The following is a 23,677-nucleotide window of genomic DNA, read 5'->3' on the forward strand; positions in this document are numbered from 1 at the left end:
CGGTCTGGCTGATGTGACTCAACGGGGGATTGGGGACAGAGATGCAGACGTCGATACCAGCGGAGGGGTCTGCGGGGGCTCCCTCAAAACCTGCGCCTCAGGCCGACGAGATCCAGGCGCAACTTGAACGTGTCATTTCCAGCCCTGAATTTCCCGGTGTAGGTCGTGCCGCAGCGTTTCTCCGCTACGTCGTGTCGGAAACGCTGAACGGTCGGGGCAACCGGATAAAAGCCTATTCGATTGCAATCGAAGTGTTCGGCAGGGATGCCGGCTTCACCCAGGACGATCCGGTCGTCAGGATCGAGGCTGGACGGCTGCGACGGTCTCTCGAGCGTTATTATCTCGTCGCTGGGCAGCATGATCCGGTCAGGATCGACATTCCAAAGGGTGGCTATATCCCAACCTTCACCTGGTCGTCCTCGGCCTCGGCCGACACGCGCACCGAAGAACCTCGCGAAATAATACCCTCCCCGGCCCCGCCCGGGCGCTGGCGGCAGGCACGCCGGCTTTCGCTGCCAAGCGTTGCCGCCCTCGCCGCAGTCGCCATGTCGCTCTATTGGATCGGGACATGGTCGCCCGCGCCGCCGCTCGAACGGCTTGCAAGTCTGTCGCCCGATCGTCCGGCCCTCGTGGTGGCTCCCTTTGCCAATCTCGGAGAAGGCCCGGAGGCGCAGCTCTATGCTGCCGGCCTGACCGAGGAATTGATGACCATCCTGCCACGGTTCAAGGAAATCAAGGTCTTCGGGCGCGAGACCTCCAAGTCCCTTCCCGCCGATATCGGCGCATCGGCAATCCGGGCCGAATTCGGCGCGCGCTATCTCCTTGCCGGCGGGGTGCGCACGTCGGGCAAGCGTCTTCGTGTAACGGCCAGATTGCTCGATACGTCAGACGGCGAGATTCTTTGGTCGCAGAATTATGACAAGGATCTTGCATCGGGAGACCTGTTTGCGATCCAGACCGACGTCGCCAGAAAGGTGGCGACCGCGATCGCTCAGCCATACGGGGTCATGGCGCAGGTCGACGCCGCAAGTCCTCCGCCGGACGATCTGGGCGCCTATGAGTGCACCTTGCGCTTTTATGCGTATCGTTCGGAACTGAGCGTCGAGGCGCATGCGCAAGTCCGCAACTGCCTTGAGACGGCGCTTGCCCGGTTTCCGAACTACGCCACCGCCTGGGCGATGCTGTCGATCGTCTACCTCGATGAAGATCGCTACAAGTTCAATCCAACAGCAAACCAGAACGCAGCCATACATCGCGCACTCGATGCCGCCAGACGCGCAACGCAAATCGATCCGAGCAATACCCGCGGACTTCAAGCACTGATGACGGTGCTGTTCTTCGACAGACAGCTTTCTGAATCGTTTCGCGTCGGAGAACTGGCGCTCGCCACGAATCCCAACGACACAGAACTGATGGGTGAGTTCGGAACGCGGCTCGCGATCGGTGGCCAGTGGCAGCGCGGCGCAGCCCTCCTCGACCAAGCCATCGCCCTCAATCCGGGTGGTGGCGGCTTCTATCATGGAACACGGGCTCTGGCCGCATACATGCTTCACGACAACCAGACCGCGGTGCTGGAGATACGACAGGCCAATATGCAGAAGTTCCCTCTGTTCCATGCTGTCGCCGCCATCATCTATGCCGAGGCCGGCATGACGGACGAGGCCCGCCGGGAGGGAGAGGTTTTCGTCAGCATGCGGCCTGACTTCCTGCCGAACATTCTCGCCGAACTGGCGATGCGTAACATGCAGCCTGGCGATCGCGATCGGCTGATTGAAGGGCTTCGGAAGGCGGGGCTGGCAGTGCCCGATCCGGAAAAAATGGCGTCGACTGCCACGGGCACCTCGGACCCGCAACCCCGCTGATGCCGTCTCCCCGACCGTAACATACCCGATCATACGGGTAAGCCGTCTCATCTTCGCATAGTCTGACCTCGGTGCCGCGTTGAGCGCCGCGGCGGTTAACGCTGCGGGCCTGATCCTTTCCGCTGCGGTTCGGGGACCGGTTCATAGATCAGGGTGGAAAATGACTTTATTCTCCAGGATCCGCATGGTTGTGCCGCTTCCCATGGCGGCTGCCCTGGCTTCCGCTCTCCTTTGGGCTTCGATCGCCGTGGCCCAGGGTACGGCACCTGTGAGCCCGCAGCCTGAAAGCGTTCATCGCTTTATCGGCATGCTCGCGGATCCCGACGTCCAGCGCTTCCTCCAGCAGCAGTCGCAAGCCGCCAAGGATGCGACAGAGCCGCCGCCGCCGGAAACGCCGAACCGCGACCCTTCATTTTCCGAATTCGCAACACGCTTCCGCGCGCACGCCGCAGGCCTTCTCGGAGCCGTCAATTCCTTTCCCTCGGAAGCGACCCGGGGCAGGAGTGCACTCGAAGGCGACATTCAGGCAAATGGCGGAACGCGGCCGATCGTCTTGATCATCGCCTTTATCGCCGCCGGATTGGCCGCGCAGTGGCTGTTCCGGTCGATCAGCGCGGGCTGGCGGTCATGGATGGCCCGCGCGCCCTATCGAACGGTTCTCGAAAGAATGACCGCGCTGGCTGCGAGGCTTCTGTGGGCGGCATGCTATGTTCTTTCGTTCGGCCTTGGCAGCATCGGCTTCTTCCTGCTGTTCCAATGGCCACCGATCATCAGAGAAATCGTCGTCGGATACCTGTTGGCGATCGTCGTCTTCCGTCTGGCGAGCGCGCTTTTCGATGTGTTTCTGGCACCCCGGGCCGAGGCAGAAAACGGCTTTCGTGTCGTCCCGCTTGGAAACGAGGCGGCCCGCCATTGGGCAAAGCGCCTGAGCTATCTCGTCGGTTGGTTTGCCTTTGGCTGGGTGACCATCCGCCTGTTGGGCACGCTCGCCTTTTCCCTCCCGGTCCGGCAGCTGGCCGCCTATTCCCTCGGCCTCGTGCTCCTTGTCATCGGTGTCGAAGCCGTCTGGAGGCGGCCATCGCAACTATCAGCCGGCCCGCCGAGGCGGATCAGTCTGCGGGTGCGGAACTGGCTGTGGACAGTCTATTTCGTCACCCTTTGGCTGCTGTGGGTGGTCGGCGCCATGCGGCTGTTCTGGATTGCGCTGGCCTGCGCGGCGCTGCCCTGCGCCATCGCCCTGACCAACGCGTCGGTCAACAATATCCTTCGCCCTTCCTCAGCCGAAGAGGGCGGCCACAAGACAGGAACGGTCGCCTCGGTGATCGTGGAGCGCGGCATCCGGGCGACACTGATCGTTGGAGCCATCATTCTGCTCGCTGGTGCGCTGGATGTGCGGCTCACTGAGATGACGACGCAGGATTCCCCGCTTCTGCGCCTGGTGCGCGGCCTTCTCAGTGCCGGGATCATTCTCATGATCGTCGATCTTGCCTGGAACATCGTGAAAGTGCTGATCGATCGCAAGCTCGGCGACACCGAGGCGACCCATGAAATCGGCAGCGAACGGGAGCGGCGGCGCCTGCGTCTCAGAACGCTGCTGCCGATCCTGCGCAACTTCGTCATGATCCTTTTTTCGGCCGTCGCCATCATGATGGCCCTGTCGTCGCTCGGCGTTGAAATCGGCCCGCTGATCGCAGGCGCAGGAGTGGTCGGCGTCGCAATCGGCTTCGGGGCGCAGACGGTGGTCAAGGACGTCATCAGCGGCATGTTCTACCTGCTCGACGACGCCTTCCGCGTGGGCGAATATATCCAGAGCGGCAGCTACAAGGGCACCGTCGAGTCCTTCAGCCTGCGATCGGTCAAGCTCAGGCACCACCGCGGCGCCCTCTACATCGTTCCCTTCAGCGAGCTCGGAGCGATCCAGAACATGAGCCGCGACTGGGTGATCGAGAAGATGACGATCACCATCACCTACGATTCCGATATCGAGAAGGCCCGAAAGATCATCAAGAAGATCGGCTTGGAGCTATTCGAGGATCCGGAGTTCAAACCGACGACGATCGAGCCTCTGAAGATGCAGGGAATCGACAGTCTAGGCGACTCCGGCCTGCTCCTGCGGATGAAGGTGATGACCCTTCCCGGCCAGCAGTTCACGCTGAAGCGGCGGGCCCTCAGGATGATCCATCAGGCGTTCAACGAACACGGCATCAAGCTCGCCGTGCCCACAGTCCAGGTCTCGGGCGGAAAGGACGACGCCGTCGCTGCCGCTGCCCAGCAGACGCTCGCAGCGCACAGCGCAGCGGCCGCCGCAAACCCGGCCTGAGGGGACCTCTTTGGAAATGGCACGAAACACGAGAGCAAGGGAGGATTTGAAATGAAGATCTTGGTCAATCTATCGCACATGCTGACGACACTTGCCGTGCTGATGATGATCAGCGCGCCCGTCCTCGTTCCGGCGACGGCCGAGGCCGCCCGTCGTGGAGTGGCGGCCTGCGGCCCGAGAGGTTGCGGCGCTGCGGCTTGCGGGCCGCGCGGATGCGCTGCGGTCCGGACCCGTCCGGCATACCGACCCGCCGTTCGGCCGCCCCTTCGGCGTGGCGTCGTGGTCGTTACCCCTCGCCGCTACTGGCGTCCGGGTACCGCCATTGCCGCAGGTGCTGCCATCGGCTTCGTCGCCGGAGCTGCCGCCGTTTCATTGGCAGGTACGCCGCCTCAATCCGGTCAATGCTGGTACTACACCTCGCCCGCCAAGACGACGGGCTTCTGGGACGTATGCCCGCGCTGAGCGGCTCGCAGAAAGACCGGCGAGTCCGTCTGGTTTACTACGTCAACGCCCTCCCCACAGTGGGGAGGGCCACGATTTTCGCGTCGCGAATTTTAGAGGGCACGTTCCATGGATTTCACAGTCATCGACATCGCACTCGTCGGAAAACTTCTGCTGCTGCTTCTGATCGGCATGGGGCCGAAGATCGCCCTGGTGCCGTTTCTGGAAAAGACCCACGCCTTCGACACCGAAACCAAGGTGCGCATCGGCCGCCAGATGGTTCTGATCGCTGTCGTCACGGCGCTGATCCTGTTCGCGACAGGCGCTCTGCTGATGCGGCTTCTCCACATTACCGGTGGCTCCGTCGCCGTCGCCGGTGGCATCATACTCGCGCTTATCGCCATTAAGATGGCGTCTGGACCGACAGAGAAGCCGCACGACGAGTTCGCCGCTCCGGTCGACCCGGACAAGCTGGCCATATTTCCGCTCGCCGTCCCTTATCTGCTCAATCCCGTCGGCATCACCGTCATCATCATCGCCTCCGGCGCAGTCACCTCGATCGCCAGCGCGATACTGGTCGCCGCTCTGATCCTGCTCGTCGGCGCGTTCGACTATCTGGTGTTTACCAACATCGACAAGCTCGCCAAGCGCATGAAGCCGGTCAGCATGATCGTCTCGGAGGTCGTCTTCGGCATTCTGCTGACGGCGGTCGCAGTTCAGCTGATCGTCACCGGCCTTGGCAGCCTCGGCATCATCACCCCAGCCGCCGCGCATTAAGAGGTCGGGAGATAGCTGCCAAATAAGGTGGAATACGCGGATCCAACCTGTATAAATACAACCTGCCGCGAAAAGGTTACCGTTCGATAGATTATCCAGATACTGAAGGGCGCCCGGCTTTATACTGTCTTCCATCGGGTGAGACCCCGCTTTAATAGACTGCCAGGGTACGCCTGATGAAACTGACTATTTTCGACTGCGATGGCGTCCTTGTGAATAGCGAGGAGATTTATCTCGCTGCTGAACTCGAATTTCTGGAATCCATCGGCGCTGGTTTTGAACCCAAAGCCTACATGCAGTCACTCATGGGGCTCTCTCCCAGTATGTGGGAAGCGAAGCTTCAGAATTGCGTGGAGGCGAAAACCGGAACACCTCTTCCGCGCGATTTCTATGCTCAAATCGAGCACATATCGACAATGAGATTGGAAGCTGATTTGGCGGAAATACCGTTCGCGCGGCAAGCGATAAACAAGATCGCGACACTGCGGTGCGTAGCCTCCAGTACCCCTTCCAGAAGGTTGCGTTGGAAATTGCAGCATGTTGGATTGATCGATCTGTTCGACCCGCATATTTTCTCAGCTGATCTGATCGCAAATGGAAAGCCAGCCCCGGATCTCTTTCTCCATGCAGCCACGGCGATGAACGTGCTCCCGCACGAGTGCGTCGTTTTCGAAGACAGCGTCAATGGCGTCATTGCAGGCAAAGCGGCTGGCATGCGTGTCATCGGCTTTACCGCTGGCAACCATTGCTCGGCGAATCATGGTGAAAGCCTAATGCGATCCGGCGCGGATATTATTGTCGAAAACTACGACGACCTGGCAGCGGCGATTGAACGGTTTGCAGGACCACGTTGAGCGTCGCCGCTCGGGGTATTTTCTGGTCGCATCGTCCAGCAGGTACGCTGCCCGCCTGCTGGAGCTTCGAAGTGTCGATGAGTCCGAGAGCTGGCATCAAGGATATGCAGGCTAAGGAGGTGCGCCCGCCCACCTGAGCGGCCCATATGGGTCGTCTCCCTCATTCGACATCGTGTAGCAACGCGGACGGTTCGCTGCAGGTCAGCGTCCAAGGCTGCCAGCGGCGGCGACGATCTCCGCCGCGGTCGGAAAAATGCAGAGGCTGTTCGGCCCGTCGAGCGCTTCGAGTTGAGCCCAGCCGATAGTGCCGTTCGCATCGACCAGGAAGTGCCCGACGAGCTGAGTAGCGTGCTTCTCGAATATTGCCTTATCGGCTTCATCAAGCTCGAAGCGGTCTTTGGCGTTGAGGATCGTGTTGGCTTCCATCGGCTGTAGCGGTTCTGGCAGCTCGCCCGTTGGGTTGATGCGTGCCGCTTGGAATTGCGGCATCGTTGCGCCATATGGCCATTCGGACTGTCCGCTGCTCCCATCTGGCAAGAACTCGGCATGCGGCACGCCGTAGGCGCGATGCGTGCGGCAGTCGGGGTCGCACAGAAGCGTTACCGGCGTCGGCCGGTGCCGGAAATACAGGCGGGCGCGTTCCACCGGTGTGTTGATGACGGCCACGGTCTCCAGCCCGGCGGCGCGCAGGGTCGGCTGCACGCCGGCGAGCTGTTCTACCTGACGCCGGCAGAACGGGCAGTGCAGCCCGCGAAAGAAGCCGATCAAGAACGGGCGACCGCTCAAGTCGGCGAGCGAGATCGTTCCGTCGAAGTTTGCCGTGGCCAGCGCGAACGCGGGCGCGGAATCTCCAGGCTGTAGCGGGCGCTTCTGGTCTGTCATGGGAATAGTTCCTTTTTCTCCAGCTGAACGACCGAAATTCAACTGTATCACTTGTCGCAAGAAGGCCAAACGCTCGATGTAAAGACGACGGGGCGCGGTTCGGCGTGCAGCTCCGGCCAGTGTCGAAGGCGCCCCCACCTCTTGCCTCACCGGCCAGTAGAAAATCCAACACCCCGCAAAAGGCCAAAACCGGGCCCATCGATCGGTGGCCACCATGTCCTTCCCAGCGGTCCTGCTGCTATCTGCTCCAGTCGTGCCGACCTTATCCATGGACATCCTTTTTGTAGAAACCAACCAAAAGAGATTCAGCCAACTAGCTGATTTCGCCTGCACCTACCGAAAAATGTCGATTCAACCGCCATGGCGAGCTACCTTTTACTAGCTTGTACATCGGCCCATTTCAAACGAAGGCGCGACACATCGAATGTCGCGTCCTCCGGGTTGATCGCTACTTCTGGCAGTAGGTGGTCAAGACCCAAGAACCGCAAACTCTCTGCACGCCGAACTACGCGGTCGCCGTTCGACCGAATGCCTGCATTAGTCAGCTGCTCGGATAACGCTTTGCGGCTCACACGTTTACCCTTGATCGCTGTTAATTCCGAGAGATCGTCGACAAAGATGAAATCCCTGGAAAAGGCATGTAGATCGTTAAGTGAGGTCCTTATCTTGAAGTCGAACAGGGTTTGCGCAGCGCCCAAACTCATGTTGAGGTAAAACGCAACCTCCGGACTGGTTAGGGGAAAGTCAGCACGGTCAGTCATTCCGTCTGCGTTATTGAGAAACGCTCGCCAGGTCGCGAAATCTGAAATGTATAAAGAATCCAGGCCATCGCCTGAATTCGACGCGCGTTTGCATGGCAAATTCCCTTTCAATAGCTCGCTCAAGACAAGTGGCCAAACGTCTCCACGCTTCCGGAACATCACATTGACGCCTTTTTGGAGCAGCACGGCCCGTTTGAGGTGAGCCGTTGTCGGAATGTGGCCGAACGACAATCTACTGGCCCATTCCAGCACCTGTGGCCCTATGTTCTCGGAGCGTTGACACAGGGCCCCAGTCAACCCGCTCAGATAGCAATCATAGAGAACGAGTGGAGGTACCTTGGCCTTAGCGACGGCCTTAAGATAGGGGCCGGTGGCTGCAACGGATGTAAACTGTGCGATTTCCGTGGATAGGTTCCCCGCGACGTCGGAGTTGACGACCTCCAAGCGCCTAAGCCATCGCGGTTGTTTCCCGCCAACGCGAGACAGCATTACGACCTTTCGCACTGCGCTCATAAGCGGCTCATTGAGCACGCCACTGTGCTTACAGAAAATCGCGAAGGAGTGAGCCTCTCCCTTATCGGTAGCGGATTTGAACGTACCCTGATTTGTCAGAACTTCTACAAGGCTCTCCGGCCAATTTAAGACCGCACGCCCAGCTGACGCTAAGCTTTCCGGCGTTGCCGCTGTCCCAGCGATAATTCTTCGCCCCGATTGCCTTTGTTGATGGTCGATTGCACCCGCGATAAGAATACAAAGGCTGAATATGTGACCGGCGTTCTCATTACGAAGGTCGGGGTGCAAGGAGGCAACTGCGTTCTTGCCGCCCGCCCGCTCTGGGTCAACTAATCCTGTAACAAAATCCAAGGCCTCTTTATCGCTCACTGAGATTTTCGGCTGCTGGAAATCACGTAGGTCAACAGAGGGGCCGCAACGGTGGCAATGGCAAATACCGCTAGTGTAAATAAAGTTGAGTTCAGTTTCGCAGGCGGGACATTTGTCGACCAGAAGTTCGTAATTCTGGGGATCAAAAGTCAGGGCGGTGAGATGCCAAATTGCCTTGGAATGAGGGGACACTCGGAGGGCCAGTGGAGACACTCGTCTCCTTCCCGTAAGTTGTCGAGAAGGCAATGACGCTTGGAAGAAATCAATTCTCCCAGGTTCCCCTGGTCGCCTCGGGTAACGTAAGGGAGCGAGGTCTTGGTCTCCAGTTGGCGTGCCGAGGATGTCAGCTAAGTCTGGCAGATGTCGGTTATTAACGGCGAACGCCGAGTGGCTAAATCTGCCGCTACCCAGCAGTTCCCCAACCTTTTTGTATCCGTTTATAGAGACTGCACGATAGATAATGTCTGCAAGGCCTTCGCCCCCGCGAGGCTTCACTGGAATAGGTACACGTCGGCCGATGAGGTTCATCAGGCGCTCGGCGACGGCAGCTGACATTGGTCCTTCGTTCTGCCCAAGATACATGTCCCTACCTTTTTATCTGCCTTGTCCGCCCGTCTGGCATCACCAGGGTGGTCCCAATCACAACCGAAGGCGTACGCCCGCACCCACGTCAGCCTCTTCGGCAAGAATTACGACCCCGTTTTCAAAGAGAACATCACGAAGTCGACGAGCCGCCGCCTCATTGATCCTCTTGCGCTCCGTCTTTTCCAGACGAGCAATGACGTACCTGCCGACACCAGACTTCTCTGAAAGTTCATCAAGCGTGTAGCCCAGCATCGAGCGGGCATGCCGCAGGCAATCCACCCACACCTTTCCACTGGGTTTAGCCCACCTTACCCCCTCGCCCGCAGCCTCAGTAGCATCAACGAAGACCAGCCCTTCGCGTAGAAGGGCTTCGAGTAATTTAGAGAGTGCCAGTTGATCTGGAAGCTTTCGTCCGGGCTGCTCAAGACCAAGCAAGACGCTGCGCGTGATCACAGCTTTGCTGGCGAGGTCGCTCTGTTTGAGCCCAAGCATCGAGCGTGCCGCTCTAATCTGACTGTGAGTTGGAAGCCCCGCCATGCACCGGAACAAATGCCAAAATCCCAAAATGTCAACATATCTACTCCTGTTGCGTATTATCTGTCCAAGCGGCGATTTTCCCACTTGTATTGCGCGAATCGGTTTAAACATCATGCAAGGAAATCAGAAATCGAATCGAAGGAGGCTTCGAATGAACGACAAATGGCTTGGCGGTCCCCCCAGCGTGATAATCCCGCGACTACAGTCGCTTCTTGCCGATATTCAAAGCCTTGCCTCACCCGGCGGCTTCGATGGACCTGTTGATCCTGTCATCATCCGCAACTGCATGCTCGTGCAGCGCTCAGTACCGTGCCTCATTGGCGAGATGTCCGGTCATCCGCACATCAAGGAAGGAAGCCCAGGCGTAACAAGCGAACTGTTTTACATCGATCAAAAACGCAAAATCGGCAGGACCCTCAGCAGGTGGTACCATTTTGACCACGGGCTGATCGGCTAGCGAGGAAGTGGAGCGAACCAATGAACAACGCCCTGACCGATAGCCTGGAACGATACATCGTGAAGCTGCAGGAAGTGGCCGAACAGTTAAAAGGCCCCCGAACAAACGAGTTTCGGATCACCAAACGGAATCTTCCGGCAATTGCCCTCAAATCTGCGACTGACTTTTTAGCGTACTGCGCTCTCGTAGCACTCTTCCGCAGAAACATTGGCGGCCTATCAGAACCGTCTTGCGTCGCAGTAATCGCCGTCCCGTCTCGATGGCAACTGAAAGACGTTCATGATGCAGCTAAGATTATCCTAAAGGATAAAAAGGGGGTCAAATTCTGCCTCCATCCCACATCCAAGCACCGGCGTGGATGGGAGATCGACCCCGCCGAATTCCTTGAGTCGGGAGAGAAATTGATCATCTTCACTCAGGAGGGCTCTGTCCTTCATGATGACTTCGAGCTTGCTGCCACACTCTTCGACAAGCTCGCTGTATGCGATGTCCGGCACTTGCGAGCGCTCAGTGTATTTCGGAGATGCGGCAAACTTACCGACGAACAAGCAGCGGTGATTGCAGAACAAGCATCGGAGCGAATGGAGGCGATCTTCCGCCGAGACCAACCAGCGTGCCGGGCCGCGACGAAGCTGCTAAAGGCCGCCGAGGTAGGTTCCGGTACTCAGCGACTTCTAGATGTCAGTAAGGGCTTCGGCGAAGCGAGCGTTTGGGCTGAGGGTTTGAAAAAAGACCTTGAGGATTGGCGACAAGGAAATCTGCCATGGGCGGAGGTGGACAAGGGTTGCTTGTTGTACGGGCCACCGGGAACAGGAAAGACGCGCTTTGCGGCTGCTCTCGCGGCCCATTGTGGGCTGCATTTGGAAGCAACGTCGATTCCGAAGTGGCAGGCTTTTAAGGACGGCGACCTGGGTGACATGTTGAAGGCCATGTATCAGGCGTTCAATGCCGCTAAAGAAAATGCGCCGTGTCTTTTATTCCTTGATGAATTCGACGCCATTGGCGACCGAGCCAAATTTCCTAGCCGCCACGAGACCTATTCAACGACTGTCGTGAACGCTCTCTTAGAATGCTTGGACGGAACGGAAGGCCGTGAGGGCGTCATTGTCCTCGGCGCGTGCAACTATCCGGAAAGGATCGACCCTGCTCTTTTGAGAAGCGGTCGGCTCGAAAAACATGTCAGATTTCCTTTGCCTGACGCAACAGCACGAGGAGAAATCCTTGAGTTTCATCTTCCGAATTTAGCGGGCGATGCAGCCCTCAAGGAAATTGGAGCACGACTGCCTGGTAAAAGCGGCGCTGACCTCGAACGACTAGCCCGAGAAGCGAGAAGGACTGCCCGAAAAGAGACCCGAGATGTCAACATTTCTGACGTTAGGGCCCAAATACAAGTGCCGTCTCCGCTCGACGCTAAAACGCTATATCGCGTAGCAATTCACGAGGCAGGGCATGCGCTTGTGAGCCACGCACTGCTGCTGGGCAAGGTTGAGCGCGTTGAAATCTATGACAACGTTGAAAGCTTTGCGACCACTGTTGACGCCAACGGCGGCACGTTCATGCAAAGACCCTCGCGCGAGTTTCTAACCCGCTGGGACGCTATGAAGATGATCACGGCGGACCTGGCAGGAGCCGCAGCCGAGGACCTGATTTTCGGGCACCGATCCAATTGGTCGACGGGATACCAAGGGAGCGACTTTGCGAAGGCGACGACGTTAGCGATCCGGATGGTGACAGAATACGCTTTCGGAAATTCGCTCTTTTATCTTCCTGGATCGGTAGATATGACGTCCCCTCCCAAGCTTTGGGAGGACCTCGCGCTCCGTGATGACGTCACGGAAATCCTTCAAGAGCAATATCAGCGAGCAAGAGATATGCTCGATGGCCTAAAGCCAGCATTGCTTAAACTCGCCGAGGCGTTGGTCAAACACAAGCGCCTGGACGCCTCACAATTGGAACCGTACTGGCCAGGATCGCGGAAGGTTCCTCCATCGACGTCCCAAAGCCGAAGCCGCCGTCAACATTAGCGGCCCTTAACGCACAATCGAACCCTACCGACCAACCACGCGCCGTGTCCGACACGGCCGATGGAGGCTCCATGAAAGCCTGGATCATCAGCGATATCCATGAAAGCGGGCTCGCCCGGTTTCTTCGCGACCCGCCCAAGACCCCAAAAGCTGACATCTGTCTATGTGCGGGCGACATCACGAACTTCATTGACGACAGCATCGCCTTCATCCGTCGTGTCATCGAGCCAAGGATGCCGGTGGTGCTCGTGCTCGGCAACCACGATTATTACGGGAGCAGCATCAGCGGCGCACTGGAGAGGGCCCGGCGGCTCGTTGAAGGAAGCCGAATCCATCTTCTTGAAAACGAGACCATCACCGTCGGTGACTGTCGATTCATCGGCGCGACTTTATGGACTGATTTCGCCGTATCCATCGGCGATGACGAGCATATCCCGCCGGAGGAGAGGCGCGTCAAAGCTTTGGAACTCGTGCCGTCGCGCATGATGGATTTTCAGTGCATTTTCCGTTCGGACCCTCGACAACCAGGTGAAAACGGCATGGTTACGGCCTGGGAAATCCTTGAACGCCATAGAGAAAGCCGGAGATTTATCGACAGAGAACTATCGGTTGATTTTCCAGGACGCACGGTCGTCGTGACCCATCATGCGCCCTTGATGCAAAGCTTCAACCCTGATTTTTTCGGAAATATCACGAACGCTGCCTTCGCGTCCGATCTTTCCGACCTGATCATGCGCCGAGGCCCGGGCCGATGGATTCACGGTCACATACATAAGTTTCGGGATTACATGGCCGACCGCACGCGGGTTATTTGCAACCCGCTCGGCTACCGGGGAGAACTATACACATCGGGATTCCGTCCCGGCTTTACCATCGATCTATAGGTCAGCAGCGCCGGAAGGTTCGGTTATACATGAGCGAGCCTTACGACCTCGATACTCAACGAGGTGACGAGCAATTTCCAAAACAGCTTGGGGAGCCATATTTTCGAAGTTCGAAGACAGTCCTGCAAAATGAGAGCGCAATCGCGAAGCGTCCAGGCTAACGTCCGGGTTCATGTCCTGAAAATCTTCAGCGTTCTTTTTGGTGATCGAATACACCATTTCCTAAGCTCCTGATGCGACAAGGAAATGTTCAGGAATTTTGAGTCTTCGTCAAAGCGAATTTGCGCGATTTCCTTGAAAAGCACAGAACTCATGAGGACCAGACAAATATGAACGACGATCTTTTCACCGGGTCTCTGATCGTCGTGTTGGCGTTTGCCGCCTACCCTCTCTTTTTATGTATCTGGCACGTTATCGGTGCTTACACCGACAAGTTTGCGCCAAGCCAATGGGAACTCGACCCAGAGAAACAAATCAGCCTCGGCCGCATGAAAATCCCAGTCTTGTCAGTCCTCATGATCGTGGGCATCGGTGCTTTTTCAGTGGTCCTTGGACAAACGCTGCTGATGCTCGGTCTTCATCCTCGCTGAAGTCGTTTTTGTGATTTTGAACATCCGTTTGGTAAGATCAAAAGAAATTCTCTGAAAATCGTATTATTGATGAGGCTATACGATAGCCTACGGGGTCGGCGCTTTCCTACGACGGGGAGAAGGCACGATTTGGGTCAAACATACAAAGCATTTCAACCTTCCCTGAGTGACGCTTTACACTCTCGCAAAGCCAGCTGGCTTTAGGCACTCTCGTCGGTTGGGTGTTTCAAAAGGCAATGCTTGATCGCAAAGTCGATGGCAATGCCGTCCTTTCGAACCGCCCAAAAACATCTTTCGGGATATGGGTCAGGTGCACGATCAACAAATGAAATCCCGGAGCAGATTTTCTCCTCCGCCTCGCTGTGGCGAAAAAGTAAATGGGCAAGGTCTTCGGCATCTTTCGCTGAGACGGCTTCACCTAATTCATATCGACCAAGCATTTGGCTGAAAAATGCGGAAGCGTCTCCGGCCCTCCCAAAAAGTCGATTTCCGATTTTGACTGGATGCGCCTTCGCCATCGCTGCACCTATTGTTTATTAGAGAGGACATGTTGCACAACAACTACTTATGATAGAATGATTCCCAGGAAGTCTGTCATTCGTATCATGAGCCTTTATGCCGATTATTTCTGACGCTGGTGGGGTTGCAGCCCGAGTAGGCTTTAAGTTTCAAGACCACATTGCGGCGATGTACGTCTTGGAGATGCTTTCCGACCGTCGCATTAAGCAGGTTGAGTGCGAGACCAGCGACGATATCGCGGTACTCAGGTCACGCAGGAATGGCGACGCCATCGACTATGTGCAGGTAAAAACTACTGACGGGAATTCGAAATGGAGCCTCACGGAGATCGCGCATCGTCCGGTTAAAGGGCAGCCGACGTCGCTTATAGAGAAGTCGCTTCTTTGCGACAGTGGCGTGCTGGATGCAACTTTCAGGCTGGTTACAAGTCGCGCCCCTAACAACGCCCTATCCATACTCAGGCAACCGATAGACACGCGCGATCCGTTGGGTGACATCGAACGCCTGGCAACAACGTTGTACACCAAATATAAAAACACCATCTCCGCGAATGGTCGTGACCTTGGGTACTGGGCGAGAAACACACAGTGGGAAGTGCATTCATCTTCGGACGCAGTCATGATGCGAAACCTGCAGACCCTTAGTAGTCTGGCCGAGGAGAAAGGAGCAAACCCAACTAACAGCCACACAAAGGAGATTTATAACGATCTCCTGCGCATCGTTGAAGACGCGGCTTCGGCACCGCGAAGCAATCCGGACGCAAAGGTCATAACGAACCAGCTTGCCGCTGCCTGGTGGCTAGTAAAAATCGAAGAAACTCAACAAAGACAGCGCTCGACGGCAAAGCCATATCGCACTCGCGGCGAAAGATTCTTCATTCGGGTTCACGAATTCCGAGAGGATGCCAGTCGGCGCTACGCCAGTGGTTATGATGCTCAGTACGAGCGGCGTGTGTGGCGAGGAGAAAAGCTGGCGAGGTACCTCGCAGACTGGGTCCCTGAGGTTTCCCTTAAAGCTAGTGAGCTGCCGGAAATCGACCAGCTAAACCTTCGACGGAAACTTGAAGAAGGCTTTCGAGCAATCCAGGCTGATCGAAGCCTTGATGAACATCTACTGCTCGGCGAGACATTACTCCATGCGGTTTTACGCCACTTCTTTGCCAGCGAACCGATTGCCTGCAAGATTTTCCATCGGTCTCCAACAGGTGACAAGCTTACAAAAAATGCTCATATAGTCCATTCAAGCGACGGCGATCAGGTATGGCTGGGGCGAACCCACCTGGTTCAAGGAACAGAGTGGGGCGAGATGCTAGCCCATGCTACAAGCACTCTTGATGATGCCCTCCGGACTGAAATCCTCGTAGAAGAGCGCGATATCATTCTCCAATTGCGAGAGCCTCAGCACTTGCTCGCAAACAGTTTGGAAGATGCGCTCGACCGAGGATCGCCCATCGATCTACTTCTTGAAGTGCTTTGTCTTCCCATCCTGATCGCGTACGAAAGTGCCGTTTTGGGCGCTGGTCACTCTGCTGACTACCAGCAAAAGCTCAAGCTTGAGGTGGAAGAGCGGGCAAACTCGCTGCTGGAGGCGCTTCCTGATAGCTTGGTCGAGGTGCAGGTCCACGTCTTTCTGGTGCCAGTCCAGAACTTGAATGCCCTCATCGAACAATTCGCAGCCTTGGTAGGTCTCTATGCAGTACCGTGAAGTCCTCGCTGCATTGAAGCGCGACGATCTTGAACAGGCTGACATGTTCGCCATCCTGAAAGCCGTTTCGCGTTTTGTGAATGACAAGGGCAGCATCGCGATGGGTAGAGACCTAATCATCAGACTGTTGGCGAGGCGAAAACTCCTGGATGAATTCGAAACAAGGATTTTGACTTCGCTGGTCCGAGCTGTTGGACTCTACCCATATATGTCTGAGGTACTTGAGTTCGCCGAGGTCGATGACCGCATGGCGTACGAATTGCACAGGCCGGACAACATCCCAGAAGTTTTCCACAGCCTTCAGGCCAGGATTTACTATCAGCTCCGCAGCGGAGTTAACGTTGTATTGAGTGCGTCGACCAGTGTCGGAAAAAGCTTGGTGATCGACGCGATTATTGCCCTTAGGAAACACCGCAAGATTGTCATCGTTGTTCCGACGTTGGCGCTTATCGATGAAACCCGTAAACGCATCTCGCAAAAATTTCGGGATTTTTGCAACGTCATCACCCACCCATCCCAGACCGCCCAGAGTGGAATGGTGAATGTTTATGTGCTTACACAGGAGCGAGTTAAGCAACGCATTGATCTGTCTAACGTAGATTTCTTCGTCATCGACGAGTTCTACAAACTAGATTTCAAGCGCGAAGAAGACAATCAGCGGGCCGTCGACCTGAACCTTGCTTTCCACAGATTGGCGAGCACCGGGGCCCAGTTCTATATGCTCGGGCCGAACATCCAGGCGATCAAGGGCCTCGATAAATACGAAATCCATTTTATACCGTCCGAGTATTCCACAGTCGCCGTGGATGTCTTCACCTACAATCTCCCTACCCAAGGTGACGACCGACCAAATAAGCTCGTCGAGATTTGCCAGTCACTCAGCACTCCTACCTTGATTTATTGTCAAGGGCCGACCAGCGCGATGCGAGTCAGTCGCCTTCTTATGCGCGAGTGCATGCGCGAAACAGTTCCAGCCTGCGCAGGCGCAGCGGATTGGATCGCAGATTCCTATCATCCCGACTGGATTGTCGCTGAAGCGTTGCGTCACGGGATTGGCATTCACCACGGGGGCGTACCACGAGCGCTGCAGCAGAACATGGTGAGAATGTTCAACGACGGCTTGCTTTCGATTATGGTCTGCACGTCAACGCTAATCGAGGGCGTTAACACTGTGGCCGAAAACGTGATCGTCTATGATCGTCGACGGAATAACAAGGTATTGGATTTTTTTACTTATCGGAATATCCAAGGCCGCGCGGGCCGAATGGGCAGATATTTCATCGGAAACGTCTTTCTATTGGAAAAGGCTCCCGATGACGCTGAGGTTTCCGTTGAATACCCCGTTGGCCTACAAGATGCCGACACCCCACTGACCCTGGTCATGCAGCTTGATGACGATGCCCTGACTGATGAATCGCGAACGAGGTTGGCGGACGCGCTGGATCGCAACTTCTTGTCGGCAGCAACGGTACTCAAAAATGGCTCGGTTGAACCTGCTATTCAGGACCTTCTTGCGAGGGAAATGTTTCAGATCATGCAGCAGGACCCGACGGTCTTTTCATGGAAGGCCAATCCATCTCAAGCACAGTTGATCGCTGCCTGTCGCCTGATGGTCCGACATCTTTGGAGCATTAGAACAAAGGGCTTGGGCGTGAATTCACCGGAACACTTGGCGTGGTACGTGCGAGCGCTCGGGTCATCTGACGGGATGAAAGGCTACCTATTGCAAATTACGCAGGGATTGGATTCCAAGGAAGAGATCAGCCGCAAGGTTGATGAAGGAATGAAGATTCTCCGTAACATACTGACCTTCAAGTTTCCGCAAGACCTGATGGTAGTCAGCAGCATCCAGGCCGAACTTGCGCAACGACTTGAGATCGCGGCCGGTGATTTCGGTTTTTTCGCCGAGACGGTTGAAAACATGTACCTCCCCGCGCTTCTTGTTGCCCTGGAAGAATATGGCCTCCCAATGCCAATTGGCAGAAAAATCCAAGGTTTTCTGTCACCGTTCAATGACCTTAACGATGTTCTAGATCAGCTGCGAGCGTTCAACGTTGGAAACGCTGAAGACCTTTCTGCTTTCGAATGGTCGCTAATTGAGGCAATCCAGGGGGGCGTCTAAGCGTTACTAGGTCGCTTGCCAGAATGCCGACGTTCTGAATTGGCGAGATAGCTGGAGCGGTGCATAATCTAGCGTGTAGCCCTCCGGCAACCATTAGCCAGCAAATGTCGACCAATAGTTTTGGCTTGATCGCGGACCGGCGTCAGATTGCGTGTCACAACCAACACAGACGATTCAACTCCAAGACACACTGCAGCCAGATGGTTTCGATACTTCACTTGTCTGATATTACTGTGGCAAGGGACAGCTTGTGACGAGGACCTCAAGGATCACGTCCCAACGCAGAGCGGTCAAAGCAACTTGTTTGACTGCGAGAATACATGACCGAGCTTCCGAAGAAACCTGATTTCGTCATCGTGAGCGGTGACATCACAATTCGGGGCCACGAGGATGGGTTCGAGGAGTTTCGACACTGGCTTAATGCCAAAACCTACGAGCTTCGGCTCTAGACGGAATGCTCCAAATCGGTGAGATTGCAACCTCCGGTGCGGGCCGGGGAGCAGCCATAGCCCAATGAGGCGTGCTGCGCTTTTGTCCATGAATTTCGACGACAAGACCAGGGGTGGGAATTGGAACCTAAGCTTAAATGTGCGCTCGCAACAAAGCCCGTACTGTGGAGCACGAACGGATACACGGGCCCCTGCGGGCCAAAGGTAGTCGGTGGGTTCGTTTCGAAGTACGGCTACGGTGCAGAAGAGTGGAATAACGATGACGACCGCGTGTGGAAGGATTATCGAATCTTTCACACGGAGACGAGCCCCAAATTAGATGCCTTCGCGGAATTCGCTCACCTTGGGCTGATCATGACTGCGATGCATGGCGACGTTCAGTATATCGTCGGCATCGCATGCGGCGTTTCATATAATACGGATACCGAGACCAGCGTGATTGCCAAACATCTGAAACTTCGCTCGATAGGAAAGGAGATTTGGAAACTGGAAAGCGTCCAGAGAAAATTTAAAGATCGAGCGGCCTTTGATGAAAATTGGGGAACGGGGCAACACACGATCAGATGGAAGTGCCCGGTCCAACTTTATCACTGGTTTGATGAACCACTCGCGCTTCCGAAGCATCCACTCAGAGAAGATAAGCTGGTATTGGCCAAGATGCACGGTGGCTACCAGGCAATTCGGCCGGAAGATGGACTGAAATTGCTGGGTGACGCATTGCCAGTGGATCACCCGATCCGTGAATGGCTTATCAACAACGAATTCGACGAAGCGTTCCTAAATCCTAAGGATCGCAAGCAATCCAAACCGCTGACTCCGAAGCAGCGCCGGGAACAATATAGCGCTCCGGCTGCTATGTCTCCTTATGAACGATATCTCCAGGAACGGATCATTTGCGTCGATCCTGCTCACGGAAACCTGGAACGGAAATTCCACGCGTTTCTTGAAACGGAGGGTTTTCGAGATTTAGCAAAGAATATCAGCGGAATTGATGTGGCGTTCACCTGCCCGACGCGAGGTGCCATTATTGCTGAATTGAAGCCGACAAGGGGGGGTGAAACCAGATTCGCCGTTAGGACCGCCGTCGGTCAAATTTTGGAATATCGCCACTTCGTGCGACCTGAAGCAAAACCACTCATCGTCCTCGGTTCCCCTCCATCAACGGACGACTTATCGTTCTTGAAGACGCTCGGCATCTCTTGCGGCTGGCTGTCAGAGGAGATGTTTGACTTCGCCTGGCTTTGAGCAAATTCGGCTGCCGGTCATCACGCGAACGTTGCCGCACTCGTCCCCTTCATCATCTGCCGCGTGAATATCACTGAGTAGCCTGATGGAGGTCACTCAGCCGCTGGAGATTTCGGAAACCTTCGACTGGAATCATGAAGGCTTACTACCAGCCCTTCGAAGGTCAGGCTGTCGACAAGCTGGCAACGTTGCTCACTCGTCCTGACACGGCTCGCTGGACGAATTTCACTGATCTGTCCAGGCTTCAGAAAATTGGTGTCGCACCGAACGCGGCCGCCGATCCAGCCGAACAACGTCACCACCATCTCAGCTTTAGTCAAAGGGCATCTCTATGCTGGTCGTCTCTTTTCCAGTAGGTATGGCGTCCAAGAGCGCTCTGGAGGTTCGCCGCTAGTGCCGCCATTCTGTGCTTCAATTCTTGATCGGGCGCGCTTGGCAACAGGTCGGAGAGGTCGAATTGGTCTCGCAGTGCACTGACAGTCTCTCGACGATCAGCGAAATCTTTGAGCGAATTTCGGAAGGTATCTTCAGGACGCCACTCTTTGCGATCAAGCAGCGGAACACCGTAGCGTATGTGAAGGATGGCGTTGAGTTCAAGAGCGTTGAGCCCGATTTGAGCATACAGCTCTTCCCGCTCCTGTAATACGTCCAGCAAATGCCCCTCCCCATCGTCCCAGCTTTTGGCGAGTGTACGTTCAGCAACATGAATCTCATTCGGCAACGATCTGATGCGGTGCTGAAGCTCCTTGTCAAAAACGGTCCAAGGCAAATCGTCAGAAAAAGATAGGTTGGCGCTTCCTGACCGATCTCGAACCTGCCCGCTCTCTGGGTCGAAGTCATAGCCAGAGGCAACGACCTCAAAGCACTTGCTGACGAATTGGTCGATCTGAGAGGCCACAGTGAACGCGAGCACTCCCGCCTGGTTTTGCCGCGTCCATCTCGCGGTCAGATAGTCCCGAAACCAATTCAGGGCGAACAGGACGATACCGCCACCCAGTGCAACAGCCAGACCCGTGAAAATGGTCGTCCAAAGTGACGTGGGCACACTAACCGCCCCGAGCGATATGGTAATAATGCTCATGTCGACCCAGCTAGATCGTGGTCCGGCCGCGCTCCGTAGAACTTGCCGTTTTCGATGATGAGGTGGTGATAGTCATGCAATCCTCCGAGGTGTGTTTCTTCAGTTAGCTGTACGAGTAATAGGGCGTCGCATGAGAGGTGCGTCATAAATTCAGGCCGGGGCACTCAGCAGCCATCGCCAGCAGCGCCGTGGTGAACCCCCCGGAGAATACCTTCTTCACGCCCATATCGGTAGAAAGCTCAGGGTGCACGATCTCAACGTCGAGCCTGCTTCCTCGACCTATTGAAGTTGCAATCGCGGCCGATTGCTCAGCTGTCATCGAGGCACGGATTGAAAGCGCGTCTCCCGCTGACACTATCGGCTTGCCATCCAATGCGACCTTGCGTTGATCTCCTTCGCGCGTCTTGTATCCCAGCACAATCTTGGCACCCTGATAGTCCGCCAGCTCGTTCGGCTTGGCGGAATTCACGGTCAGCACCTCGAAAGTCAGAAGACTGCCATTGCAGGTTAGATAGGTAGCGGTCGTTGTCTCGTCTGGATTGATGGCGACACCCATCAAATGAGTTTGCCACCACTGTCTGTCCGGGCAAACCAGTCAGCGTTCGCTTGAGTTGCAACCAGGGAAAAAGCAGTAATGAAGGCGATAGATGGCTTCATCAAGTAACTACTGGGCTCGGTTGACCTACATTGGTCGCCAGAATCGCCTGCATGCGCCCGCGCCAGGCGTTCAGTTCATTCATGGCCATGCTCAAATCGCCTACTTTCGTGCCTCCCGAGCCTAAGTGCTTATGAAATACGACACCATAGGTCGGCCGGATGAAGTCACTGACGTAGATCATCAAAGACAGCTTCGTGATCGTTTCGATTGACCGTTTCGACCCCGTCAAACCACCCAACAGAAGGCCAGCGGGTCCAAGCAATACGGCACCGACGGCGGCCCCGGCAGCCTGACCACTGCGATTTGTCTTCGTGATGGAGCTACCGTCCCGGAACACTTCTACAGCGGTGAGCTGCGAGAAATCGAAAATTTTGGGTGCATTGTCACCCTGCAGGATCGCAAATTTCCGTCTGGTGCCGTCGATAGCAATCCCCAATTCGCCGAAGGACGAACCAAGCATAACGTCCGCGTTGAAATCAGTCCTCGACAACTCCTCCTTTTGGCGTTCTGTTTCCTTCTTCTTTGAGTTCTCGACCATCAACGAAATGACAACCATCACAGCCGCGAAAGCAACGATGGCCAGCATAACAATTGGAATGTCGTCCATGCTCTAACCCCAAAATCGAGCGCCCAGATCGCTCAGAAATTGCATGGAACCGATAATATTTCTAGCGTTTTTTCTTGTGCCAAATCTGCTGAAAAATAAGCATAGACATATCTCAAGGCCGAACGGGACGAGCGGGCGGAACTGGCCAGGGCTCAGAAGGAGGAGCAGAAGTTGATCCGCGACATGGAGCGGACCGAGGAGGACGAAGCCCGCTATCAGCAGCTGCTCGATAAAGCGAAAACGGAAGCAGAGAGGGCCGTCGGGCCGAAGCTCGAAGCCTTTAACGTATTTATCGATGTCATGATTTCCGCCATTTGATGAGGATGGCTTCTTCATGAAGCGGCAACTTCTGGGGTTATTTTTCGTGCATGCTACGTTAACGAAGCGGCCCAAATCGGAGGGTGAAACTACCCTCTGCCCGTTCTCTGAAGTGCCGCAGTGGTAATCGGCGGGATTTATTCAGCCTCCAAGCAGCTTGCCACAGGGAAGTCGAGGCTGCATATTTCGCTTCCTTAATCCCTATGTGCCTCCCACATCCTAACTCAGTTCTTATTGGGGACTAGCGTGAATAGAATCTGCGCAACGCTTGCGGCATGCATTTGGGCAACAAATTCATTCGCAGCTCCAATGGAGAGCGACAGAATCGTCTTTCAGATGATTTTTCAGGATTTCCGAGATCAGCTTAATCCGGATGTGGCATTACGCTCTCGTTTAGCTGCTGCGATTGCCAATTTCTGGCGTGATTTTGATTCGAAGATACCTCGAAATTCACCGGCTATTGCGGAGTGGCTGACGAAGGAACTGAATACAAGCGATCTGGCGCGTCTCAATCGAGTAACGTCGACCGAGGAATATGCACTGATGCAACTGAGCGCCTCAACCGACTCCTGTCTTTCCGATTCAGCCCTTTTGAAGCAGTCAGTCGGGCAACAATCTCTAATCGAAATGTACGCGTGGCTTCGCATGACAGATTGTTACGCGAATCCACATGCCACGGAAATATATCTGAAGCAGGCGAAGCTCTCAGCGGGACTATATGACGGCCCAATCACAATGGTCCATGCGACGGCGCTGCATAGCCTGATCGCTGGAAAAATCGCAAACGCAATCGTGCAACAACTGCGCTGAGTTCGGCACCTGATGCGGCTGTCGCGTTAGTAACTCGTCTTTTACGTGTAACGGAATATTATAGTCGCTGATCGAAATTTGCAGCCGCCAGCATGCCAAAAGCACTATCAGCATTTCATTTTCAGACTTTGATGGTCGTGGCATTTGCCGCCAGCTGCATATTGTCTTCTTCCGTATTCGCAACGAACACGCCCTGCAGTGGCAAGAAGGGCGGTATCGATCACTGTCAGGGCTCGACTTTCATCTGCCGCGACGGATCGGTAAGCGGAAGTAAGAAGTCCTGCGCGGAATTGGGCGGTCTCGGCTGC

The 23,677-nt window shown here is 55.6% G+C and carries 21 protein-coding genes; 14 read left to right on the forward strand and 7 right to left on the reverse strand.

Features of this window, described 5'->3' with window-relative positions:
* Positions 1-41: 41 nt before the first annotated feature.
* The 5 genes from N2597_RS11220 to N2597_RS11240 all read left to right on the forward strand — a co-directional run bounded on the left by N2597_RS11220 (position 42) and on the right by N2597_RS11240 (position 6,254).
* A complete protein-coding gene (locus N2597_RS11220) occupies positions 42-1,862 on the forward strand; it encodes an adenylate cyclase (RefSeq protein ID WP_077989340.1) in 1,821 nt (606 codons plus the stop codon).
* Between the two features lie 160 nt (positions 1,863-2,022).
* Positions 2,023-4,182 (forward strand): mechanosensitive ion channel family protein, encoded by a 2,160-nt coding sequence (locus N2597_RS11225; protein WP_183599314.1) that lies wholly within the window; start codon positions 2,023-2,025, stop codon positions 4,180-4,182.
* Positions 4,183-4,233: 51 nt separating this feature from the next.
* A complete protein-coding gene (locus N2597_RS11230; protein WP_077989342.1) occupies positions 4,234-4,644 on the forward strand; it encodes a hypothetical protein in 411 nt (136 codons plus the stop codon).
* A gap of 108 nt (positions 4,645-4,752) precedes the next feature.
* Positions 4,753-5,400 carry a MarC family protein gene (locus N2597_RS11235; RefSeq protein WP_077989343.1) on the forward strand — a complete coding sequence of 216 codons (648 nt, stop codon included), beginning with the start codon at positions 4,753-4,755 and terminating at the stop codon, positions 5,398-5,400.
* Positions 5,401-5,576: 176 nt separating this feature from the next.
* Positions 5,577-6,254, forward strand: a complete 678-nt coding sequence (locus N2597_RS11240) for an HAD family hydrolase (RefSeq protein ID WP_183599312.1) — start codon at positions 5,577-5,579, stop codon at positions 6,252-6,254.
* A gap of 201 nt (positions 6,255-6,455) precedes the next feature.
* Here N2597_RS11240 and N2597_RS11245 read toward each other — a convergent pair whose 3' ends face one another.
* The 3 genes from N2597_RS11245 to N2597_RS11255 form a co-directional block, all read right to left on the reverse strand.
* Entirely contained in the window at positions 6,456-7,136 is a 681-nt protein-coding gene (locus tag N2597_RS11245; protein ID WP_009986939.1) for a redoxin domain-containing protein, read from the reverse strand.
* A gap of 368 nt (positions 7,137-7,504) precedes the next feature.
* Entirely contained in the window at positions 7,505-8,992 is a 1,488-nt protein-coding gene (locus tag N2597_RS11250) for a hypothetical protein (RefSeq protein ID WP_183599310.1), read from the reverse strand.
* 426 nt (positions 8,993-9,418) lie between these two features.
* Complete coding sequence (locus N2597_RS11255) at positions 9,419-9,856, reverse strand: helix-turn-helix domain-containing protein (RefSeq protein ID WP_183599308.1); 438 nt, start codon at positions 9,854-9,856, stop codon at positions 9,419-9,421.
* Between the two features lie 196 nt (positions 9,857-10,052).
* Between N2597_RS11255 and N2597_RS11260 the strand changes: the two genes are divergently transcribed.
* The 4 genes from N2597_RS11260 (at position 10,053) to N2597_RS11275 (ending at position 13,856) form a co-directional block, all read left to right on the forward strand.
* The gene (locus tag N2597_RS11260) at positions 10,053-10,358 is read left to right on the forward strand and encodes a hypothetical protein (RefSeq protein ID WP_183599306.1); all 306 of its coding nucleotides are present in this window, start codon (positions 10,053-10,055) and stop codon (positions 10,356-10,358) included.
* Positions 10,359-10,378: 20 nt separating this feature from the next.
* Complete coding sequence (locus N2597_RS11265) at positions 10,379-12,382, forward strand: AAA family ATPase (RefSeq protein WP_183599304.1); 2,004 nt, start codon at positions 10,379-10,381, stop codon at positions 12,380-12,382.
* Between the two features lie 71 nt (positions 12,383-12,453).
* Positions 12,454-13,266 carry a metallophosphoesterase gene (locus N2597_RS11270; RefSeq protein WP_183599302.1) on the forward strand — a complete coding sequence of 271 codons (813 nt, stop codon included), beginning with the start codon at positions 12,454-12,456 and terminating at the stop codon, positions 13,264-13,266.
* 329 nt (positions 13,267-13,595) lie between these two features.
* Positions 13,596-13,856 (forward strand): hypothetical protein, encoded by a 261-nt coding sequence (locus N2597_RS11275; RefSeq protein WP_183599300.1) that lies wholly within the window; start codon positions 13,596-13,598, stop codon positions 13,854-13,856.
* A 200-nt stretch (positions 13,857-14,056) separates the two neighbouring features.
* Here the strand turns inward: N2597_RS11275 and N2597_RS11280 are convergent, their stop codons facing one another.
* A complete protein-coding gene (locus tag N2597_RS11280; RefSeq protein ID WP_183599298.1) occupies positions 14,057-14,374 on the reverse strand; it encodes a DCL family protein in 318 nt (105 codons plus the stop codon).
* A gap of 97 nt (positions 14,375-14,471) precedes the next feature.
* Between N2597_RS11280 and N2597_RS11285 the strand changes: the two genes are divergently transcribed.
* The 3 genes from N2597_RS11285 (at position 14,472) to N2597_RS11295 (ending at position 19,895) form a co-directional block, all read left to right on the forward strand.
* Positions 14,472-16,079 carry a HamA C-terminal domain-containing protein gene (locus tag N2597_RS11285; protein WP_183599296.1) on the forward strand — a complete coding sequence of 536 codons (1,608 nt, stop codon included), beginning with the start codon at positions 14,472-14,474 and terminating at the stop codon, positions 16,077-16,079.
* Complete coding sequence (locus N2597_RS11290; RefSeq protein ID WP_183599294.1) at positions 16,066-18,201, forward strand: DEAD/DEAH box helicase; 2,136 nt, start codon at positions 16,066-16,068, stop codon at positions 18,199-18,201. Before N2597_RS11285 ends, N2597_RS11290 begins: the two co-directional genes overlap by 14 nt.
* A gap of 719 nt (positions 18,202-18,920) precedes the next feature.
* Complete coding sequence (locus N2597_RS11295; RefSeq protein ID WP_183599291.1) at positions 18,921-19,895, forward strand: hypothetical protein; 975 nt, start codon at positions 18,921-18,923, stop codon at positions 19,893-19,895.
* A gap of 316 nt (positions 19,896-20,211) precedes the next feature.
* Here N2597_RS11295 and N2597_RS11300 read toward each other — a convergent pair whose 3' ends face one another.
* The 3 genes from N2597_RS11300 to N2597_RS11310 all read right to left on the reverse strand — a co-directional run bounded on the left by N2597_RS11300 (position 20,212) and on the right by N2597_RS11310 (position 22,241).
* A complete protein-coding gene (locus N2597_RS11300) occupies positions 20,212-20,976 on the reverse strand; it encodes a hypothetical protein (protein WP_183599289.1) in 765 nt (254 codons plus the stop codon).
* Positions 20,977-21,118: 142 nt separating this feature from the next.
* A complete protein-coding gene (locus N2597_RS11305; RefSeq protein WP_225881461.1) occupies positions 21,119-21,532 on the reverse strand; it encodes a hypothetical protein in 414 nt (137 codons plus the stop codon).
* A gap of 100 nt (positions 21,533-21,632) precedes the next feature.
* A complete protein-coding gene (locus tag N2597_RS11310) occupies positions 21,633-22,241 on the reverse strand; it encodes a hypothetical protein (RefSeq protein ID WP_183599287.1) in 609 nt (202 codons plus the stop codon).
* Positions 22,242-22,412: 171 nt separating this feature from the next.
* On the opposite strand from N2597_RS11310, the gene N2597_RS11315 reads away from it, so the two are divergent.
* Positions 22,413-22,559 (forward strand): hypothetical protein, encoded by a 147-nt coding sequence (locus tag N2597_RS11315; protein WP_183599285.1) that lies wholly within the window; start codon positions 22,413-22,415, stop codon positions 22,557-22,559.
* A 309-nt stretch (positions 22,560-22,868) separates the two neighbouring features.
* Positions 22,869-23,369, forward strand: coding sequence for a hypothetical protein (locus N2597_RS11320; protein ID WP_183599283.1), 501 nt, complete (start codon positions 22,869-22,871; stop codon positions 23,367-23,369).
* Positions 23,370-23,677: the final 308 nt, after the last annotated feature.

The organism is Rhizobium sophoriradicis (genome assembly GCF_025200795.1).
Classification (GTDB): Bacteria; Pseudomonadota; Alphaproteobacteria; order Rhizobiales; family Rhizobiaceae; genus Rhizobium; species Rhizobium sophoriradicis.

What these genes read in the sequence shown, in the direction of transcription:
- N2597_RS11220 (WP_077989340.1), top strand. Translation starts at nt 42, where the DNA reads ATGCAGACGTCGATACCAGCGGAGGGGTCTGCGGGGGCTCCCTCAAAA.
- N2597_RS11225 (WP_183599314.1), top strand. Translation starts at nt 2,023, where the DNA reads ATGACTTTATTCTCCAGGATCCGCATGGTTGTGCCGCTTCCCATGGCG.
- N2597_RS11230 (WP_077989342.1), top strand. Translation starts at nt 4,234, where the DNA reads ATGAAGATCTTGGTCAATCTATCGCACATGCTGACGACACTTGCCGTG.
- N2597_RS11235 (WP_077989343.1), top strand. Translation starts at nt 4,753, where the DNA reads ATGGATTTCACAGTCATCGACATCGCACTCGTCGGAAAACTTCTGCTG.
- N2597_RS11240 (WP_183599312.1), top strand. Translation starts at nt 5,577, where the DNA reads ATGAAACTGACTATTTTCGACTGCGATGGCGTCCTTGTGAATAGCGAG.
- N2597_RS11245 (WP_009986939.1), bottom strand. Translation starts at nt 7,136, where the DNA reads ATGACAGACCAGAAGCGCCCGCTACAGCCTGGAGATTCCGCGCCCGCG.
- N2597_RS11255 (WP_183599308.1), bottom strand. Translation starts at nt 9,856, where the DNA reads ATGCTTGGGCTCAAACAGAGCGACCTCGCCAGCAAAGCTGTGATCACG.
- N2597_RS11260 (WP_183599306.1), top strand. Translation starts at nt 10,053, where the DNA reads ATGAACGACAAATGGCTTGGCGGTCCCCCCAGCGTGATAATCCCGCGA.
- N2597_RS11265 (WP_183599304.1), top strand. Translation starts at nt 10,379, where the DNA reads ATGAACAACGCCCTGACCGATAGCCTGGAACGATACATCGTGAAGCTG.
- N2597_RS11270 (WP_183599302.1), top strand. Translation starts at nt 12,454, where the DNA reads ATGAAAGCCTGGATCATCAGCGATATCCATGAAAGCGGGCTCGCCCGG.
- N2597_RS11275 (WP_183599300.1), top strand. Translation starts at nt 13,596, where the DNA reads ATGAACGACGATCTTTTCACCGGGTCTCTGATCGTCGTGTTGGCGTTT.
- N2597_RS11280 (WP_183599298.1), bottom strand. Translation starts at nt 14,374, where the DNA reads ATGGCGAAGGCGCATCCAGTCAAAATCGGAAATCGACTTTTTGGGAGG.
- N2597_RS11285 (WP_183599296.1), top strand. Translation starts at nt 14,472, where the DNA reads ATGCCGATTATTTCTGACGCTGGTGGGGTTGCAGCCCGAGTAGGCTTT.
- N2597_RS11290 (WP_183599294.1), top strand. Translation starts at nt 16,066, where the DNA reads ATGCAGTACCGTGAAGTCCTCGCTGCATTGAAGCGCGACGATCTTGAA.
- N2597_RS11300 (WP_183599289.1), bottom strand. Translation starts at nt 20,976, where the DNA reads ATGAGCATTATTACCATATCGCTCGGGGCGGTTAGTGTGCCCACGTCA.
- N2597_RS11305 (WP_225881461.1), bottom strand. Translation starts at nt 21,532, where the DNA reads ATGGGTGTCGCCATCAATCCAGACGAGACAACGACCGCTACCTATCTA.
- N2597_RS11310 (WP_183599287.1), bottom strand. Translation starts at nt 22,241, where the DNA reads ATGGACGACATTCCAATTGTTATGCTGGCCATCGTTGCTTTCGCGGCT.
- N2597_RS11320 (WP_183599283.1), top strand. Translation starts at nt 22,869, where the DNA reads ATGGAGAGCGACAGAATCGTCTTTCAGATGATTTTTCAGGATTTCCGA.